This is a genomic window from Williamsia serinedens, assembly GCF_024171725.1.
Classification (GTDB): domain Bacteria; phylum Actinomycetota; class Actinomycetes; order Mycobacteriales; family Mycobacteriaceae; genus Williamsia_A; species Williamsia_A serinedens.
The window spans coordinates 571,128-586,963 of sequence record NZ_JAMTCG010000003.1 but is presented as its reverse complement, the minus strand read 5'-3'; the positions used below and the strand labels follow the sequence as shown (position 1 = coordinate 586,963).

The window sequence follows — 15,836 nt, the reverse complement described above, 5'->3', positions numbered from 1 at the left end:
GCCGTTACTTCGCGCCGCAAATGTTCACGCGATCGCACGACATGCGGTCGAGAATCCGCACCGACAGCGATCGCCGCGGTCATGGTGACCACGGCGATCGGTGTGGGCGCGGAATTCGGACGGCTCAGCGGCGCGACGCGTACCGCCGATCCTCGACGAGCGCCTCATGGGCGAGGACCGCCTCCGACTCGTCGGCCGGGACGTCGGTGACGGCGCGCTCGGCATCGGCCCGCTCGTGCGACTGCGGCTGCGTCTCCTCGACGTCGGCGGCGTCGATGTCACGACGGACCGTGAACAGCACCGCGGCGGCCAGGAGGGCGGTGACCGCCCCGAGGACGAACGGCACGTGCGCGTTGAAGTGCTCCACCAGTTTCCCGGCCGCGAACGGGGCCAGCCCACCGCCGATGAAGCGGACGAAACCGTACGTCGCCGATGCCACCGACCGCTCGACGGGCGCGATGCTCATGACGGCGGTGGTGACGAGGGTGTTGTTCAGCCCGACGACGATCCCCGACGCGATCGTTGCGCCGATGACCACGGCCTGGTTGTCGGAGAAGATCCCGATCAGCAGGCACGTGATGGCCATACCGCTGAGTGCCCCGTAGAGGGTGTGCGTGGTCCCGAAGCGCGCCTTGAGCATCGGTGCACCGAACACCGCGAAGATCGCGACGAGGATGCCCCACGCGAAGAACACCGCGCCGAGCTTCAGCGCCGACAAGCCCATCAGGAACGGTGCGTAGCCCAGGATGGTGAAGAAGGCCCAGTTGTAGAGCAGGCCGGTGACGCTGGTGGTGGCCAGGCTGCGGTGCCGCAGGGCGGTGATGGGCTCGCGGATCGACGACTTCGTCTGCGGCGCAGGCGTCGCGGGCACGAGGACGATGGTCGCGACGAGGGCGATGAGCATCAGGACGGCGACACCGAAGAACGGCCCCCGCCACGAGATGTTGCCGAGCAGTCCGCCGAGCAACGGGCCCGACGCGATGCCCACTCCGAGGGCCGCCTCGTACAGGATGATGGCGCCGCCGAACCCGCCGGACGCCGAGCCGACGATGACCGCCAGCGACGTCGCGATGAAGAGCGCGTTGCCCAGGCCCCATCCGGCGCGGAACCCGACGATCTCGGCGATGCTCCCCGAGAACCCGGCGAGGGCCGCGAAGGCCACGATGAGCACGAGACCGGCGATGAGGGTGCGCTTGGCGCCGATGCGACTCGACACCCAGCCGGTCACCAGCATCGCGACCGCGGTGACCACCAGATAGCTGGTGAACAGCAGCGTCACCTGCGACGGCGACGCATTCAACTGCGACGACAGCGACGGCAGGATCGGGTCGACGAGGCCGATCCCCATGAACGAGATGACGCAGGCGAACGCGACGGCCCAGACGGCCTTCGGCTGGCGGAACGCGTCGGTGAACGATCCGGACGAGTGCGACACGGTGACACCCCTGACTCGACGACTCTGACCAATCCATAGGTACTCTATATAAATCGTCTATGCAACAACGTGGAGGGGTTCTATCGTGGCCGTCATGACCGAGGTGCAGATCGACGGGATCGGCGAGGCCGTCTACGCGCTCGCGACCGAGCTCGTGCGGCAGATGCCGCGCGACATGAGTCTGACCTCGGTCGCGACGCTGTCGACGCTCGTCCGGAACGGCCCACGTCGGGTCACCGAGCTGGCGGCGTCGGAGGGCGTCGCGCAGCCCTCGATGACGGCGCTCGTCACCGCGCTGGAGCGTGACGGCCTCGTCAGTCGTCACGCCGACCCGCGGGACAAGAGGGCGGCCCTGGTGACCGTGACCGACGCCGGCCGGGATCTGGTCGCACGACGTCGACGACTTGGGGCCGAACTCGTGACGTCGACGTTGGACGAGCTGTCGGACGATGAGCGGTCGGCGCTCGCCGACGCCGTCGGGGCGTTGCGCCGCGTGCGGGAGATCCGCGCCGCGCATCGGGAGGACGCCGTCACCGCGAGGCGCTGACGGCGAGGCGGATCACCGTGCGGTGCCGCCGGTGTTCCGGGAGTGCCCGGGCGCGGCGTGCGCGTCCCGTTCGCGTAAGAGGTCGACCGCGCCGCTGACCGACATCAGCATGGTCCGGCAGACCTGTCTGTTCCGTTCCAGCGAGTCGGCCGCGATGACGTCGCCGGTGTCGGCGGCGTGGCGTTTGGCGGAACCGATCGCCAGCAGGCGACGGGCCCCGGTGATGAGGCACCGACGGGCGACCACGGCGTTGTCGTCGCAGATCCGTGCCACGCCCTCGGCGGGCAGGGGGGTGCCGAGCGTCGTGAGCGCGGTGAGGGTGTCGAGCAGCCGCTCGACGTGGTCCGGGGTCGGTTCGCGGTTGCGCCGCGCGGCCATCGGCTCGGCGGCGTCGGCGATCCGGGCGGTGATGGCGGGCGCTCCGTCACGCAGGAAGTCCCGCCACGACTCGACGGCCGCGATCACGTTGGCGGAGACGAACGTCGGGACGACGAGACGCTGTGTGGCCCAGACGTGTCCGTCGAGCACGTGGACGGCGACGCCGGTCCAGCGCACGCCCTCGGCCACCACGATCTCGTTGACCGTGCGGTCGTCGACGCAGACCGCGGCGACGCACGCGATGAACTCGACGACCGGTCGCGACGGGTGCACGCGCAATTGGATGGTCTGCGTGCCCATCTGCACGCGGATGTCGCCGTCGGCGTCGACGAATGCGTCGTCGGCGTGCGCGGCCAGGGTGTCGAGCAGGAGCTCCTGCAGGTGCTCGGTGTCGGTGACGGGATGTGCCGCCGACGCGGTCGCCGCCGTCACGGGTTCGCGACGCAACGAGATGAGCATCGCCGTGTGCGCCGCGGTGTCGGAGTCGAACGGCGCGAGGAACGTCGGGTGCAGCACCCCGCTGACCTCGCGCAGCACGTCGGTGGCGGCGGCGCAGATCTCGTCGACGCGCCGACGACCGAACTCGATGATGAGCCGCCCGTCGCGCAGCCGTCGCCAGCCGTCGCCGGACAGGACGGCGATCTGATCGTCCGACAGGTCCGCGCGCAGGACGGTGCACCGCACGCGTCGGGCGCCGGTGGTCACGAACGACAGGAGGGGGGCCCAGGGGTCGGTCGCGTCGTAGGACCGCCGGACGACGACCTCCTCGTCGACGGCGACGTCGACGAGGAGGTCGGCCAGGCCCGTCCGGAACTCGAGCCACGCGGACTCGAGCGCGGTGTCGAACCGTGTGCTCGTGGTCATGGCGGGGCTTCCTGGTCGTGGACGGGCGGTGTCGGGACGGGTCGTCAGCGCTTGACGGTGCGGCGACCGGTGGCGGCGACGAAGCCGAGGATGAGCACGGCGGCGACGACGATGCCGACGACGAACGGGATGACCTCCCAGCCGCCGTTGCTGTTGTTGTAGCCGAGCTTGTAGGTCAGCCAGGAACCGATGAACGAGCCGAGCGCGCCGAGGATGATCGTCATGATCACCCCGATGTTCTGCTTCCCCGGCAGGACGAGGCGGGCGAGCGCGCCCACGATCAAACCGACGACGATCGCGCTGATGATGGTGCCGATCATGATGACGCTCCTTCGCAGGGCGCCCGGTCGCTCGACCGGGCTGATGGGCTCGACCGGGCTCACAGGGGACGACGGGTCTGGTCGTCTCCGATGACGGCCGTGCAGGGAGAAGTCTCGTCGTGGCGTCGTGCCGGTGGAACCCCCGCGCGCCGAACGCCATCAGATCGTGTCGCCGTGCCGGATCAGGTCACGAAACGGCAACGGCACCCCGCGCGGCCGGTGCTCTGGCACCGTGGTGGGTGCGGGTGACGCCCCACCCGTGCAGACACTCTCGGGGCGGCGAAAGCGAGTGCAGCATGGCCGAGTTCACCCAGTACATCGCCGAGGAGATCGCGCTCGACCACGCCGACGGGATGTTCGGCCGCCGGGAGGCGATCCGACGTCTCGGTCTGCTCGGACTGTCGGCGGCAGCCGCGTCGAGCGTCCTCGCGGCGTGCAGCAGCGGTGGGGAGTCGGCGAGCGCGACGTCGTCGTCCGCGGCACCCGGGGGATCGTCGGGGTCGGCGGTCACGACGACGTCGTCGGGGTCACCCGAGGCCCCCGGCGCGGCGACCGCGCTGCCGACGCGCACCATCACCTTCCCCGGACAGCGCGGCGAGTTGCGGGGTGCCTACGCCGCCGCCGCGAACCCGAAGGGCGTCGTCCTCGTCATCCACGAGAACAAGGGGTTGACCCCGCACATCGCGTCGATCGCAGGCCGGCTCGCCGGCGTCGGCTACTCCGCGCTCGCCGTCGACCTGCTGTCGGAGGAGGGCGGGACCTCGACGTTCGGGGACACCGCGCGGGCCACCGCGGCGCTCGGCACCATCCCGAACGAGCGGTTCGTCTCCGACGAGAAGTCGGCCATCGCCGAGCTGCAACGTCGTGTGCCCGGGAAGAAGGTCGGCGTCATCGGATTCTGCTTCGGCGGCGGCCAGGTGTGGTCGCTGCTCGCCTCGGGCGAGCCGCAGCTCAGCGCGGCGATCCCGCTGTACGGTCCGCTACCGCAGGACCACGACTTCGCGGGGTCCAAGAACGCCGCGGTGCTCGCTGTCTACGCCGGACTCGACAACCGGGTGAACGCCGGGCGCGCGGAGGCGGAGACGGCGCTGACCCAGGCGGGTCTGACCCACGAGATCCTCACGGTGCCGAACGTCGACCACGCCTTCTTCAACGACACCGGCGGTCGCTACAACGAGGCCGCGGCGACCGAGATCTGGGGTCGAGCGCTCGACTGGTTCGGCAAGTACCTCGGCTGACCGCCGACCGTGCGGCAGATCCCGCCGACCGTGCCGAAACCCGCCGCCGACCGTGCCGAAACCCGCCACCGACCGTGCCGAAACACCCCGCCGAGCGTGCGGTCGGGTAGACCGGAGCGATGACGACGACCCTCCTGCAGTCGACCACTGCGCCCGAGTCGGGTGCCCAACAGATCGGACGGGTAGCGCTCGGCTCGGCCATGGTGTTCGCCGGCATCGGCCACCTCACCTTCGCCCGGCAGGAGTTCCGTGCGCAGGTGCCGCGCTTCGTCCCGCGCGTCACGAGACGGTCGGTCGACGACATCGTGGTGGCGTCGGGCGTCGTGGAGATCGCGCTGGGCGGGTCGCTCATCCTGCTGCGCAGCCGCCGTGCCGCGGTCGGGCTGTTCCTCGCCCTGTTCTTCGTCGCGATCCTGCCGGGCAACCTCGCGCAGTGGCGTCACCACCGCGACGGGTTCGGGCTGAACTCCGATCGCGCCCGAACGATTCGTCTCGTGTTCCAACCGGTCCTCGTCGCCTGGGCTCTGTGGTCCACCGGTGCGTGGTCGGAGCTCCGCCGGTCAGCCTGACTCTCGACCAGGCTGAGTGAACAGCTGTACACTCAGCCGCATGGACACGCTGGAGCGGCAGCGCCGGGCGGAAGTGCGCGAGATGGGACGTCTGGCGTTTGCCGAACTCGGTGACGCCACCACCGGCATCGCCAAGGTGCACTCCGCGGTCAGCGAACATCTGTTCACCGGGTTCCGGCTCGGACTCCGGCCCATCGGCCTCGCCGACTTCGTGGCCCCGGCCAAGCTCGTCCACGACGCGATCGCGGGCGGCACCTACTCGACGATCGCCGCAATGTGTGACACCGCCTCCGAGGTGGCGAGCCAGTCCGCCGACGGGTGGGGACGTCCGCCGTCGCAGACCGTGAAGGGCAGCGGCCTCATCGCAGCCATCAACGGACTCATCGGCGACGAACTCCACGCCGCGCGAAGTCCGTTGGCCGAGCCGATGGCGGTCCGGGTCGACGGTGCGATCGTCCAGCCCATGCCCGACGCCCTGCGTCACGCCTTCCCCAGCGCGACGAACCATCTCGTCGTCTTCCTCCACGGACTGATGGAGACCGAGTCGGCCTGGCGCATCGGTGGGCGACCGACCTACGGCGCCCGGCTCTCCGACGACCTGGGCGCGACCGAGATCCAGATCCGCTACAACACCGGCCGACACATCTCCCAGAACGGCCGCGAACTCGACCGCCTGCTGACGACCCTCGTCGACGCCTGGCCCGTCCCGGTCCGCCGCGTCACCCTCGTGGGCCACTCGATGGGTGGGCTCGTCGCCCGCTCGGCCTGCCACCGTGCCGGACTCGAGGGCGCCGACTGGGTCCGTTCGGTCGAGACCGTCGTCTCGCTGGGGTCGCCGCACCTCGGCGCGCCGCTGGCGCAGTCGGTTCACTACCTCGCCGCCGCACTGCATCTCGTGCCCGAGTCGCGGCCGTTCGCGCGACTGCTCCGTCGACGCAGCGCCGGCGTCCGCGACCTGTTCCACGGGTCGCTCGTCGACGAGGACTGGTCCGGCCGGGATCTCGACGCCTTGCGTGTCGCCGCCGTGGAGGAGGTGCCGCTGCTCGAGCACGCGACGCACCTGTTCGTCTCCGCCACCATCACCCGCGACGCCCGGCACCCGGTCGGCCGTGTCGTCGGCGACGGTCTCGTGCTGGTCCCGAGTGCGATCGGACGGAACAAGAAGCGCCACATAGGCTTCCGCGACGAGGACGGCTTCGCGATCAGCTCGGCCAATCACTTCACCCTGCTGAACGACGACACGGTCTACGAGTGGCTCCTGCCGCGCCTGCGAGGGGTCGGCGCGGACGAGGAACGCATGCTCGTCGGGGGAGACCCCGTGCGCCCGCCCGGCACCGACATCGGACGGTGCTGAGGCGGGCGTCCCGGGTCGCTCAGACCCGGGCGCCGGTCTCGTCGGGATACCAGCGTGCGACGACGTCCGGGTGCGCGCGCGTCCGGCTCTTCCACGTGTTCTGTCCGTAGGTGTCGAACAGCGGGTTGTCGGGGTCGTCGGTGATCCTCGACGGCCCACCGTCCTGCGCAGGTATCCGCGGCATCACCGCGTCCAGCGACGGTGCGTAGAAGTACGGGATCGACAGTCGCTCGGGCGCTCCGGGCGGCGTGACGACGCGGTGCCGCGTCGCGACGAGTCGCCCGTCGGTGGCGATCTCGAGCATCTCGCCGATGTTCACGATGAACGTCCCCGGCTGTGGCGGCGCCTCGATCCACACGCCGTCGGTGCGCTCGACCTGGAGTCCCGACGAACCCTCCTGCGCCAGTAGGACCGTGAGGACGCCGGAGTCCTTGTGCGCGCCCACACCCTGGTCGGTGAAACCGTCCTCGACGGCGGGCCGCGCGGGATATCGCACCAGTTTCATCAGCGTCGCCGGCAGCGCGAACGCGTCGTCGAAGAAGTCCGTCGTCGCTCCGAGCGCCTGCGCCCACCGACCGAGCAGTGTCCGCGAGACCCGTTCGAGTTCGGCCTGGTACTTCCCGACGACCGTCCGCAGCTCGGGCAGCGCGGACGGCCACTGGTTGTGGCCCTGCAGCCGCATCGGTCCGACGGCGTTGGGGATCGGGTCGCGGTCGGGGGCGATGTCGATCTGCTCGCGCCGGTCGACGCGCCCGTTCGTCAGTTCCCCGCCGAGCCGGTTGTAGCCACGGAAGTGTGGGCTGTTGACCATCGCGACGGCGTCCTTGTCGGCCTGCGGCAGCGCGAAGAACCGGCGGGCGACGTCGGCCATCCGCTGCTGCAGGTCGGCCGGGACGTCGTGGTCGGTGAGGTAGAAGAAGCCGACGGTGCGCGACACCTCTGCCAGACGTTCACGCTCGTCGGGCGTCTCCAGGTCGGCCAGGGAGATCAGCGGCAACACGTCCTCGAGGGTAGGTCGACGTCTGCCGACGCGCCGGGGTTGGCGTCGCGGTGATCGGGAACGGGTAGACCGGAGGGAACCCACCCACAAGGAGAGCCCATGGCCCGCCCGACCGTCGCGTTCCTCGACGTGAACGACACCCTCTCGGACTTGGCGTCCGTCGAACCGGCGTTCGTCGACGCCGGACTGCGTGCCGAGGACGTCCGTATCTGGTACCTGTCGGTGCTGCGGGACGGGTTCGCGCTGACGGTGCTCGGCGACGCAGCGGACTTCGCCGAGCTCGGGCAGTCACAGTTGCGGTCGATGCTGCGCCTGGCCGACCGATCGCGCGACGTGAAGTCGGCCGACGTGGTCGCCTCCGGTCTGATGCGCAGTTTCATCGACGCTGCTCCGCACCTCGACGTCGTGCCGGGTATCACCGCACTCGCCGGCGCCGGGCTGCGTGTCTACACGCTGAGCAACGGCTCCGCGGACGTCGCCCGCCGACTGCTCGGGTCCACCGACGCCGGCCCCGCGATCACGGACTACCTGGCGGCGGCCGACGGTGGTGCCTGGAAACCCGCGCCCGCGTCGTACCGACACGGACTGCAGGTCGCGGGCGTCGACGCCCCCGAGGCGCTCATGGTCGCGGTGCACCCCTGGGATCTCGAGGGTGCGCGCCGCGTCGGACTGCAGACCGCCTGGATCAACCGCGACGGCGCGGACTACCCCGACGCCTTCGCCTCACCCGACCACACCGTGGCGTCGTTCACCGACCTCGGACCGGAGATCGACAGTCACCACTCGTGACCGCATGAGCCGCAGACGAAGTCAGGCATCTCGCCGGGCGGGGCCGATGACGTCGTGACTCCGATCGGCAGGGGTGCGTCGGAGTGGTTCACGGTGACGATGTCGGCATGGCGAGCCCCGCACCCGGGGCACGACGGGCGGAGGCCGTACATGAGCTCAGCCGCGGTCGGCGCGAGCGGCTGATGCAGGATCTCGTGACACGACGGGCACACCGCGATGCTGATGTCGAGATCGATGCGTGCGTCGATACGCAGGCCGATGCGGTGGGCCTCGAATCGCGGAGTGAACTCGGTACGCGGGTCGCGACCGCACGTGTTGCACCCCCACGTACGCGCGATCGCGGCGTCATAAGCGGTCACGCCTTCGCTCGCGCAGCTGTGGTCGACGCGATACCACCGCGTCGGAGAGATGGTCTCGGCACGAATCGCCGCGATCGTCAGGTCGGCGAGACCGACCTCGAGGGTCGTGATGGTGCGGGGTAGCGCCCGGCGTACTCGCGCCTCCACCGCGAACAACGACACCCCGCAGTGGTCGACGAACGGGTCGGTGGGACTCAGGTTCGGTCCGTCTCGCCGACGATCGCCGTCCACCACGTCGTAGACACCGTCGACGGCCCACAGTCCGGTCGCGACCAGGCCGACCACCCGTTCGCCGACCTCGACCCACCCGGGCAGGTCGTAGCCGTCGTCGTCGGGTTCGCGGACGAGGATGTGGGTGCGCGGCATCCAATTGTCGCCGGTGGACTCCATGCGCCGTTCCGATCTCGTCAGGGAAGGGGCGATCCGGGCACGGACCGCCTGACGAGAGGGGAGAACCGCGGGTGTGCAGCACATCTCGACTCCGCTCGCGATGTGGCTGCGTTCATCGGTGCCCTCTCGTGACAGGACCGTACGGACGAGGTCCGACAGATTTCTTCACCGCTCCCGGCGTGGTGTCACGCGGTCGCGGCCCGATCATGATAGCCACGCTCACGTTCGCGGAGGCGAACCCGGTGCCCGTTTCGCCCGACCTGATCGATACATGGGTCCGCGCGCCTACCCTCGGGCAGTGCACGGGCCCGGCCGCGGTCGGGCGAGCAGCGAACGGAAGCGGTGGACGATGGCGTATCGGTATCTCGGCAGCAGTGGTCTCAAGGTCTCGGAGATCACCTACGGCAACTGGCTCACGCACGGCTCCCAGGTGGAGAACGACGTCGCCGAGAAGTGTGTGCACGCCGCACTCGATGCGGGCATCACCACCTTCGACACGGCCGACGTCTACGCCAACGGTGCCGCGGAGGAGGTTCTCGGGAAGGCCCTGAAGGGGCAGCGCCGCGAGGGCCTCGAGATCTTCACCAAGGTCTACTTCCCGGTCGGGGAGCGTGGTCCGAACGACACGGGGTTGTCGCGCAAGCACATCCGCGAGGGCATCGACAACTCGCTGCGGCGACTCGGCGTCGACTACGTCGACCTCTACCAGGCGCACCGCTACGACCACGAGACGCCGCTCGAGGAGACCATCGCCGCGTTCGCCGACGTCGTCCGCTCGGGCAAGGCGCTCTACATCGGTGTCTCCGAGTGGACCGCCGACCAGCTCCGCGCGGGTCAGACCCTCGCACGGCAGGCCGGCTTCTCCATCGTCTCCAACCAGCCTCAGTACTCGGCGCTGTGGCGGGTGATCGAGGAGCGCGTGATCCCGACGTCGCGCGAGCTCGGGATCGGTCAGATCGTCTGGTCGCCGATCGCCCAGGGTGTGCTGACCGGCAAGTACAAGCCGGGTGAGGCGCCGCCGGCCGGGTCGCGCGCCACCGACGAGAAGGGTGGCGACGAGATGATCAAGCGCTACCTCACCGACGACGTCCTCACCCGCGTGCAGGATCTGCAGCCCATCGCCGACGACCTCGGGATCACGATGGCGCAGCTGGCCGTCGCGTGGGTTCTCGCCAACGACAACGTGTCCGCCGCGCTGGTCGGTGCATCGCGGCCCGAGCAGATCACCGAGAACGTGAAGGCGTCCGAGGTGACGCTGGAGGCCGACGTGCTGTCGCGGATCGACGCCGCGCTCGGCGACGCGATCATCACCGACCCCGACCTGACCCGCAGCCCGGGGAAGCGTTTGAGCTGACGACGGCGTTGTCGGGAGGGTGACCGCCCTCCCGACGCCACCGCCGCCCAGCCCCGACGGCGACCACGCCGAGTCCGTCGCGTGGGTCGCCGAACACCTCGGAGATCTCGCCCGCGAGGAACCGTCGGACATCGCCGCCGGGGCGTTCACCGGCGGGCAGACCGCAGCAGACATCGCCTTCGGCGCGCTCGATATCACCGGCTACGCCGCGCGTCGCAACGAGGTGTTGCCCGTGGCCCGTCGCGGCGCCAGCCGCATGTCGCCCTACATCCGTCACGGCCTGACACCGCTGCCCGAGGTGTGGGACGCGGTGTCCGACGCGCCCGGCCGCGACCGCACCAAGTACCGCGACGAGCTGCTGTGGCAGGAGTACGCGCGGCACCTGTACTCGCGCGTCAGGACGGACCTCGGCCAGGCCCTGCGCTACGAGCAGCCGCGCCGCGACCTCCCCGCGGGTGATCGCCCGTTCGGCGGAGACCCGTGGCCGCGCGAGATGAAGTGCATGGAGCTCGTCGTCGACGAACTCCACGAGAACGGCTGGCTGGTCAACCAGACACGCATGTGGGCGGCGTCGCAGTGGACCGTGCGCGTCGGCGCGACGTGGCCCGACGGCGAGGACGAGATGTTCGCGCACCTGGTCGACGGCTCGCGCGCCGCGAACCGCCTCGGCTGGCAGTGGACCGTGGGCACCGGGTCGGGTAAGCCCTATGGGTTCAGCCGGTGGCAGGTGAAGAAGCGGTCGCCGAAGCTGTGCGGTGAGTGCTCGTTGAACTCGAACTGCCCCATCCAGGACTGGCCGTCGGACGACCACGGCGCACCCGTCGACGGCCCCTACCTGGGCCCCGAGGACATCCCGTCGGGCCCGGACTCTGCCGAGAACACTGGTGAGGCCGACGCCGTGTGGCTGACCGCGGAGTCCCTCGGCGACGCGGATCCCGCTCTGGCGGTGGACGAATCGCGCCCCGCGGTGTTCGTCTTCGACGAGCCGCTGCTGCGTCGACTCCGCCTGTCGGGCAAGCGGTTGGTGTTCCTCGCGGAGTGCCTCGGTGACCTTGCGCAGCGCCGTGAGGTCGAGGTGCGTCGCGGTGTCGTCGCCGACGAACTCGACGGCCGGTCGCTGGCGTCCACCTGGGCCCCGGTGCCGGGGTACAAGCGCATCGCCGGGCAGGTGCGCCCCGCCGAGGTGCACCCCTGGCCCTGGTTGGTCCATCCAAAGCGTGCTCCGGTGAGGTCGTTCACCGCCTGGCGCAAGGCCGTCGGCAACCCCCGCTGACCTGACGCGCCGTGCCTAGCTCGCGTCGCGCACCTAGCTCGCCGACCGTGCCAATCCGGGCCGCCGAGCGTGCACCAGATCTCGCCGAGCGTGCGGTAGATCCCGCCGACCGTGCAGTAGATCCCGCCGACGATCAGGCGACGAGCGCCGGTGCGGCGGAACCGGCTGCCGCGACGAACAGTTCCGCCGTCGCGATCCGTCGGGCTGCGCGGTGCAGCCCGACGCCGGCGACGCATCCGTCGGAATCCGTCGTCACCTCGGCGACCACGACGCCCGCTGCCGTCCCGATCCGCAGCTGTGACGGATCAGTCGACGACGACAGCTGTGCGACAACTGAATCCGGCCGCGACGCCGCGACTGCCACGGCGACCGCAGAGGTGAGCCCGATCGCCGGGTGCGGTGCCATCATCGACACCATCCGAACCATGACGTCGTGGTCGTCGGCTGTCAGCTCTTCGCCGGTCGGCGTCACGAAAGTGGCAGCAGGCCCGACGATCCCGACCTTGGGGGTCGCGTGGGAAATCGGATCGTCGGGCCCGCACAACCCCATCCGGAGGGCCGCCGCGCGGCGGATCCGGATCAGGGTCGGCATCAGTGCGGTGACCCGCGCGGTGTCGAGCACGCCACCTTCGTCGAGTCCGAACGACCGCCAGTCGACGAGGACGGCGGGCGCACCCGCCTGCACCATCGTCGCCCGGTAGGTGACCCCGTCGACGACGAGATCGTCCACGGCGTTGCCCGTCGGCCACGGTGCGACGGCCGGCTTCTCGAACGTGAGGACCACCGGCACCCCCGGCGCGGTGGCACCGGGAACGGTCGCGTCGCCGTCGAAGGGGATCCGGCCGCCCGGCGTGGCGATCTCGGCGGTGAGGATGTCACCGGTGTTCTCGTTGCGCATCCGCACCCGCGTCACCGGGCTCTGCACGGCGACCATCCCGGTCTGCAGCGCGTACAGGCCGATGGCGGTCGCGCAGTTGCCGCAGTTGCTCGACCACTCGACGCGACAGTCTGCGATCGCGACCTGGGCGAAGAGGTAGTCGACGTCGACGCCCGTCAGCGCGGACCGACGGACGATCGCCGCCTTCGATGTGGTGGAGCTCCCGCCGCCGATGCCGTCGATCTGCCGGGGATCGCCCGACCCGAACGCTGCGACGAGGATGTCGTCGAGGGTCATCTCCGACGACACGAGCGGGTCGATGTCGACGCCGGTGAACAGCCAGCACTTGCTGGTGCCGCCCCGCATCCAGGTTCCGCGCACTGTGAACATCTGCGTGCCTTTCCACATGTCGCCGAGGGTGTGGCGACGTTCTGATTCGAGAATGGGACAACCCAGGGTGAAGCACAATGTGCGATCTCTGGCTATCGCTTTCGCTGTGCTTAACGCCCGGGGTTGCACCGAGGGTGGCGTTCCGCGCCCGGGGGCTCAGAACAGGGAGGGAGTCACCACCAGGACGATCCAGCACAGGGCCGGCGCGAGTGCGACGATGATGCCCGAGTAGGCCAGCAGCTGGCGGTAGAAGACGCGACGGTCGATGCCCTGGGCGTTGGCCAGGATGAGCGCGCCGTTGGTGGAGAAGGGCGACACGTCGACGACGGTGGCCGCGATGGCCAGTGCCGCGACGACGCCGACGACGGGCAGTGCGCCGGTGTGCAGCAGCGGCAGGGCCATCGGGATGATCGCGGCCATCAGCGCCGTCGACGACGCGAAGGCCGAGGTGATGCCGATGACGTAGCAGAGGACGGCCGCGACGATCAGTGGGGCGCCGAGGCCGACCGCCAGGTGCGCGAGGTGGTCGATCGTGCCGACCTTCTCGAGCACGGAGATGTAGGTGATCATCCCCGAGACCAGCAGCACCGTCGGCCAGCTGATGCCCATGATCGCGTCGTTCTGTCCCTTGAGGTCGGTGAAGGCGAGGATCACGCCGGCGGCGATCGCCACGAAGCTGATCGGCATGTGGAACACGAGGACCAGCACCAACACGGTGGCGATGAGGGCGAGGGTCAGCTTGTGCACACGGGTGACCGCGACCTGGGGGAGCGTCAGGGTGGCCTCGACGGGCTCGGTGCGGGTGAGGACCTTCGTGCCACCGGACCCGCCGGTCGGGGTCCCGCCGGTGGGGGCGCTGCCGCCCGTCGGGCCGGTCAGGGCGCCGCCGTCGCCGGGTGCCGACGACCAGTCGGTGGTCGCGGCGAGCGTCGAACCTGTCGCGGTGTAGGCGAGATTGCGGGTGCGGGCAAGGACCGAGTACGTGACGACGGTGATGACGGCGAGCAACAGGTTGATGCCGTAGCTGGAGAAGAACAGCGACCACGGGCCGATGGACAGGCCGTTGTCGTTGACGATTCCGCGGACCAGGACGCCCGATACCGAGATGGGCGAGAAGGCTCCGGCGTGGGCTCCGTTGATGACGAGGATGCCCATGACCAGCGGGCTCATGCGCACGGTCGCGGCGAAGGTCAGCGCGGCCGGCGCGATGAGGGCGACCGCCGCCGGGCTGAACGTGCCCAGCGCCGTCAGCGCGGACGCGACGAAGAAGAACACCCACGGCACCACGGTGACGCGGCCCTTCACCGCCCGGATGCACGCGTTCACCAGCAGGTCGATTGTGCCGTTCTTCTTGGCCATGCCGAAGAAGTAGGTGACGCCGACGATGGTCAGCACGATCGACGCCGGGAACTCCCCGAGGATCTCCTTGTCGTCGTAGCCGAGGGCGAAGTAGCCGACGACGAAGGCGCCGACGAACCCGAGGATCCCGATGTTGATCGGGAGGATGCTGGCCACCACGAACATCGCGACGAGCGCGACGAGCGGCAGTATCTCGATGGAACTCATGATCTGGTCCTTGACCTTTCCGGGCCGATCACCACGCAGTGGTTTCTCGACGACGACGTTATGCGGGTCACACTATGATCGGCATCACTTCAGGACAATTACGCGTTTTGCGCCCCGCTGTAAGCTGAGCTGAACGCAGATCTGGGAGGTCCTCGTGTCGCAGACGGGCTACTTCGACGTCGTCACGCTGTTCCTGTTGTTGGACATCGCCGAGGCGGGATCGCTGACCGCCGGTGCGGAGCAGGCGAACATGACGGCGTCGGCGGCGTCGCAGCGGATCACCAAGCTCGAGAAGTCCATCAAGCAGCCGGTCGTGGTGCGGCTGCCGCGCGGGGTGTCGCTCACCGACGCCGGCGAGGTGCTGGTGGCGCGTGCCCGCCTGTTCCGACGCGAGATGCGGTCGGCGCAGGGCGATCTCGACGCGCTCCGCGGACTGCAGCGCGGGACCGTTCGGTTGGGGTCGTTCCCGACGGTCAGCGCGTCGATCCTGTCCGACGCGCTGAAGGTCTACCGCTCCCGCTGGCCCGACGTCGACATCTCCGTCACCTCGGCCACCCGCCCGCAACTGCTCGACATGCTCGACGCAGGCGAGGTCGAGATGGCCCTGCTGTGGAGCTACCGGTGGACCGCTGAGACGGAGCGGTCGCTCACGCTGCATCCGCTGATGAGCGATCCGACGATGCTGCTCATCCCCGCCGACCGCGACATGCCGGCGGGGGGAGCGGTCCTGTCGTCGTTGCGCTCGCAGCGCTGGATCATCCGCAACTCCGACCATCCCGCGGCCGAGGTGCTCTATCGAAGCTGCCAGAACGCCGGCTTCGAACCGAACGTCGTCTACGAGGCGCACGACTATCAGGAGATCGAGGCGATGGTCGCGGCCGGGCTGGGCATCGCGATGGTCCCGCGGCTCGCGGTCGCCTCCCACCGGCCGGATGTGAAGGCGGTCCCGTTCAGCGCAGTCGACGAGGTCCCGACGCGCTCGATCTACGTCGCGACCCTGGCCCGTCGCGCCTACAGCCCGGCGATGAACGCCGTCGCCGAGGCCCTGCGTACCGCGGCCGACACCATCCAGGAGACCTGGTCCGCCGAGTCCCGATCACCCGTCCGCGCCTGACCGCAAGTCCCCGACCGGG

Annotated in this window: 15 protein-coding genes; 8 read left to right on the top strand and 7 right to left on the bottom strand. The window is 69.9% G+C overall.

What is annotated here, in order from left to right; translation table 11 throughout:
- Positions 1-124 precede the first annotated feature (124 nt).
- Complete coding sequence (locus LX12_RS10130; protein WP_253654401.1) at positions 125-1,435, bottom strand: MFS transporter; 1,311 nt, start codon at positions 1,433-1,435, stop codon at positions 125-127.
- Positions 1,436-1,529: 94 nt separating this feature from the next.
- Between LX12_RS10130 and LX12_RS10125 the strand changes: the two genes are divergently transcribed.
- Complete coding sequence (locus tag LX12_RS10125) at positions 1,530-1,982, top strand: MarR family winged helix-turn-helix transcriptional regulator (protein WP_253654400.1); 453 nt, start codon at positions 1,530-1,532, stop codon at positions 1,980-1,982.
- 12 nt (positions 1,983-1,994) lie between these two features.
- On the opposite strand, the gene LX12_RS10120 is transcribed toward LX12_RS10125, so the two are convergent.
- Positions 1,995-3,224: a TY-Chap domain-containing protein gene (locus tag LX12_RS10120; RefSeq protein WP_253654399.1), complete on the bottom strand. Its 1,230-nt coding sequence runs from the start codon at positions 3,222-3,224 to the stop codon at positions 1,995-1,997.
- 44 nt (positions 3,225-3,268) lie between these two features.
- Positions 3,269-3,544, bottom strand: a complete 276-nt coding sequence (locus tag LX12_RS10115; RefSeq protein ID WP_253654398.1) for a GlsB/YeaQ/YmgE family stress response membrane protein — start codon at positions 3,542-3,544, stop codon at positions 3,269-3,271.
- A 296-nt stretch (positions 3,545-3,840) separates the two neighbouring features.
- Between LX12_RS10115 and LX12_RS10110 the strand changes: the two genes are divergently transcribed.
- The 3 genes from LX12_RS10110 to LX12_RS10100 all read left to right on the top strand — a co-directional run bounded on the left by LX12_RS10110 (position 3,841) and on the right by LX12_RS10100 (position 6,705).
- On the top strand, positions 3,841-4,782 hold the full coding sequence (locus LX12_RS10110; protein ID WP_253654397.1) for a dienelactone hydrolase family protein: 942 nt from the start codon (positions 3,841-3,843) through the stop codon (positions 4,780-4,782).
- A 119-nt stretch (positions 4,783-4,901) separates the two neighbouring features.
- Entirely contained in the window at positions 4,902-5,351 is a 450-nt protein-coding gene (locus LX12_RS10105) for a DoxX family protein (protein ID WP_253654396.1), read from the top strand.
- A 40-nt stretch (positions 5,352-5,391) separates the two neighbouring features.
- A complete protein-coding gene (locus LX12_RS10100; protein WP_253654395.1) occupies positions 5,392-6,705 on the top strand; it encodes an esterase/lipase family protein in 1,314 nt (437 codons plus the stop codon).
- Between the two features lie 19 nt (positions 6,706-6,724).
- Here the strand turns inward: LX12_RS10100 and LX12_RS10095 are convergent, their stop codons facing one another.
- Positions 6,725-7,705, bottom strand: a complete 981-nt coding sequence (locus tag LX12_RS10095) for an isopenicillin N synthase family dioxygenase (protein ID WP_253654394.1) — start codon at positions 7,703-7,705, stop codon at positions 6,725-6,727.
- A gap of 99 nt (positions 7,706-7,804) precedes the next feature.
- Here LX12_RS10095 and LX12_RS10090 point away from each other — a divergent pair, with 99 nt between their 5' ends.
- A complete protein-coding gene (locus LX12_RS10090; RefSeq protein ID WP_253654393.1) occupies positions 7,805-8,494 on the top strand; it encodes an HAD-IA family hydrolase in 690 nt (229 codons plus the stop codon).
- On the opposite strand, the gene LX12_RS10085 is transcribed toward LX12_RS10090, so the two are convergent.
- Positions 8,482-9,219, bottom strand: coding sequence for a hypothetical protein (locus LX12_RS10085; RefSeq protein WP_253654392.1), 738 nt, complete (start codon positions 9,217-9,219; stop codon positions 8,482-8,484). The genes LX12_RS10090 and LX12_RS10085 overlap by 13 nt on opposite strands.
- A 373-nt stretch (positions 9,220-9,592) precedes the next feature.
- Here LX12_RS10085 and LX12_RS10080 point away from each other — a divergent pair, with 373 nt between their 5' ends.
- Both LX12_RS10080 and LX12_RS22225 read left to right on the top strand, forming a co-directional pair.
- The gene (locus tag LX12_RS10080) at positions 9,593-10,597 is read left to right on the top strand and encodes an aldo/keto reductase family protein (protein WP_253654391.1); all 1,005 of its coding nucleotides are present in this window, start codon (positions 9,593-9,595) and stop codon (positions 10,595-10,597) included.
- Between the two features lie 19 nt (positions 10,598-10,616).
- Positions 10,617-11,870, top strand: a complete 1,254-nt coding sequence (locus LX12_RS22225) for an FAD-binding domain-containing protein (protein WP_253654390.1) — start codon at positions 10,617-10,619, stop codon at positions 11,868-11,870.
- Between the two features lie 133 nt (positions 11,871-12,003).
- Here LX12_RS22225 and LX12_RS10070 read toward each other — a convergent pair whose 3' ends face one another.
- The gene (locus tag LX12_RS10070; RefSeq protein ID WP_253654389.1) at positions 12,004-13,137 is read right to left on the bottom strand and encodes a PrpF domain-containing protein; all 1,134 of its coding nucleotides are present in this window, start codon (positions 13,135-13,137) and stop codon (positions 12,004-12,006) included.
- A 156-nt stretch (positions 13,138-13,293) separates the two neighbouring features.
- The gene (locus LX12_RS10065; RefSeq protein ID WP_253654388.1) at positions 13,294-14,703 is read right to left on the bottom strand and encodes an SLC13 family permease; all 1,410 of its coding nucleotides are present in this window, start codon (positions 14,701-14,703) and stop codon (positions 13,294-13,296) included.
- 154 nt (positions 14,704-14,857) lie between these two features.
- Between LX12_RS10065 and LX12_RS10060 the strand changes: the two genes are divergently transcribed.
- The gene (locus LX12_RS10060) at positions 14,858-15,817 is read left to right on the top strand and encodes a LysR family transcriptional regulator (protein ID WP_253654387.1); all 960 of its coding nucleotides are present in this window, start codon (positions 14,858-14,860) and stop codon (positions 15,815-15,817) included.
- Positions 15,818-15,836 lie beyond the last annotated feature (19 nt).

What these genes read in the sequence shown, in the direction of transcription:
- LX12_RS10120 (WP_253654399.1), bottom strand. Translation starts at nt 3,224, where the DNA reads ATGACCACGAGCACACGGTTCGACACCGCGCTCGAGTCCGCGTGGCTC.
- LX12_RS10090 (WP_253654393.1), top strand. Translation starts at nt 7,805, where the DNA reads ATGGCCCGCCCGACCGTCGCGTTCCTCGACGTGAACGACACCCTCTCG.
- LX12_RS10070 (WP_253654389.1), bottom strand. Translation starts at nt 13,137, where the DNA reads ATGTTCACAGTGCGCGGAACCTGGATGCGGGGCGGCACCAGCAAGTGC.
- LX12_RS10125 (WP_253654400.1), top strand. Translation starts at nt 1,530, where the DNA reads ATGACCGAGGTGCAGATCGACGGGATCGGCGAGGCCGTCTACGCGCTC.
- LX12_RS10115 (WP_253654398.1), bottom strand. Translation starts at nt 3,544, where the DNA reads ATGATCGGCACCATCATCAGCGCGATCGTCGTCGGTTTGATCGTGGGC.
- LX12_RS10080 (WP_253654391.1), top strand. Translation starts at nt 9,593, where the DNA reads ATGGCGTATCGGTATCTCGGCAGCAGTGGTCTCAAGGTCTCGGAGATC.
- LX12_RS10100 (WP_253654395.1), top strand. Translation starts at nt 5,392, where the DNA reads ATGGACACGCTGGAGCGGCAGCGCCGGGCGGAAGTGCGCGAGATGGGA.
- LX12_RS10110 (WP_253654397.1), top strand. Translation starts at nt 3,841, where the DNA reads ATGGCCGAGTTCACCCAGTACATCGCCGAGGAGATCGCGCTCGACCAC.
- LX12_RS10105 (WP_253654396.1), top strand. Translation starts at nt 4,902, where the DNA reads ATGACGACGACCCTCCTGCAGTCGACCACTGCGCCCGAGTCGGGTGCC.
- LX12_RS10065 (WP_253654388.1), bottom strand. Translation starts at nt 14,703, where the DNA reads ATGAGTTCCATCGAGATACTGCCGCTCGTCGCGCTCGTCGCGATGTTC.
- LX12_RS10085 (WP_253654392.1), bottom strand. Translation starts at nt 9,219, where the DNA reads ATGCCGCGCACCCACATCCTCGTCCGCGAACCCGACGACGACGGCTAC.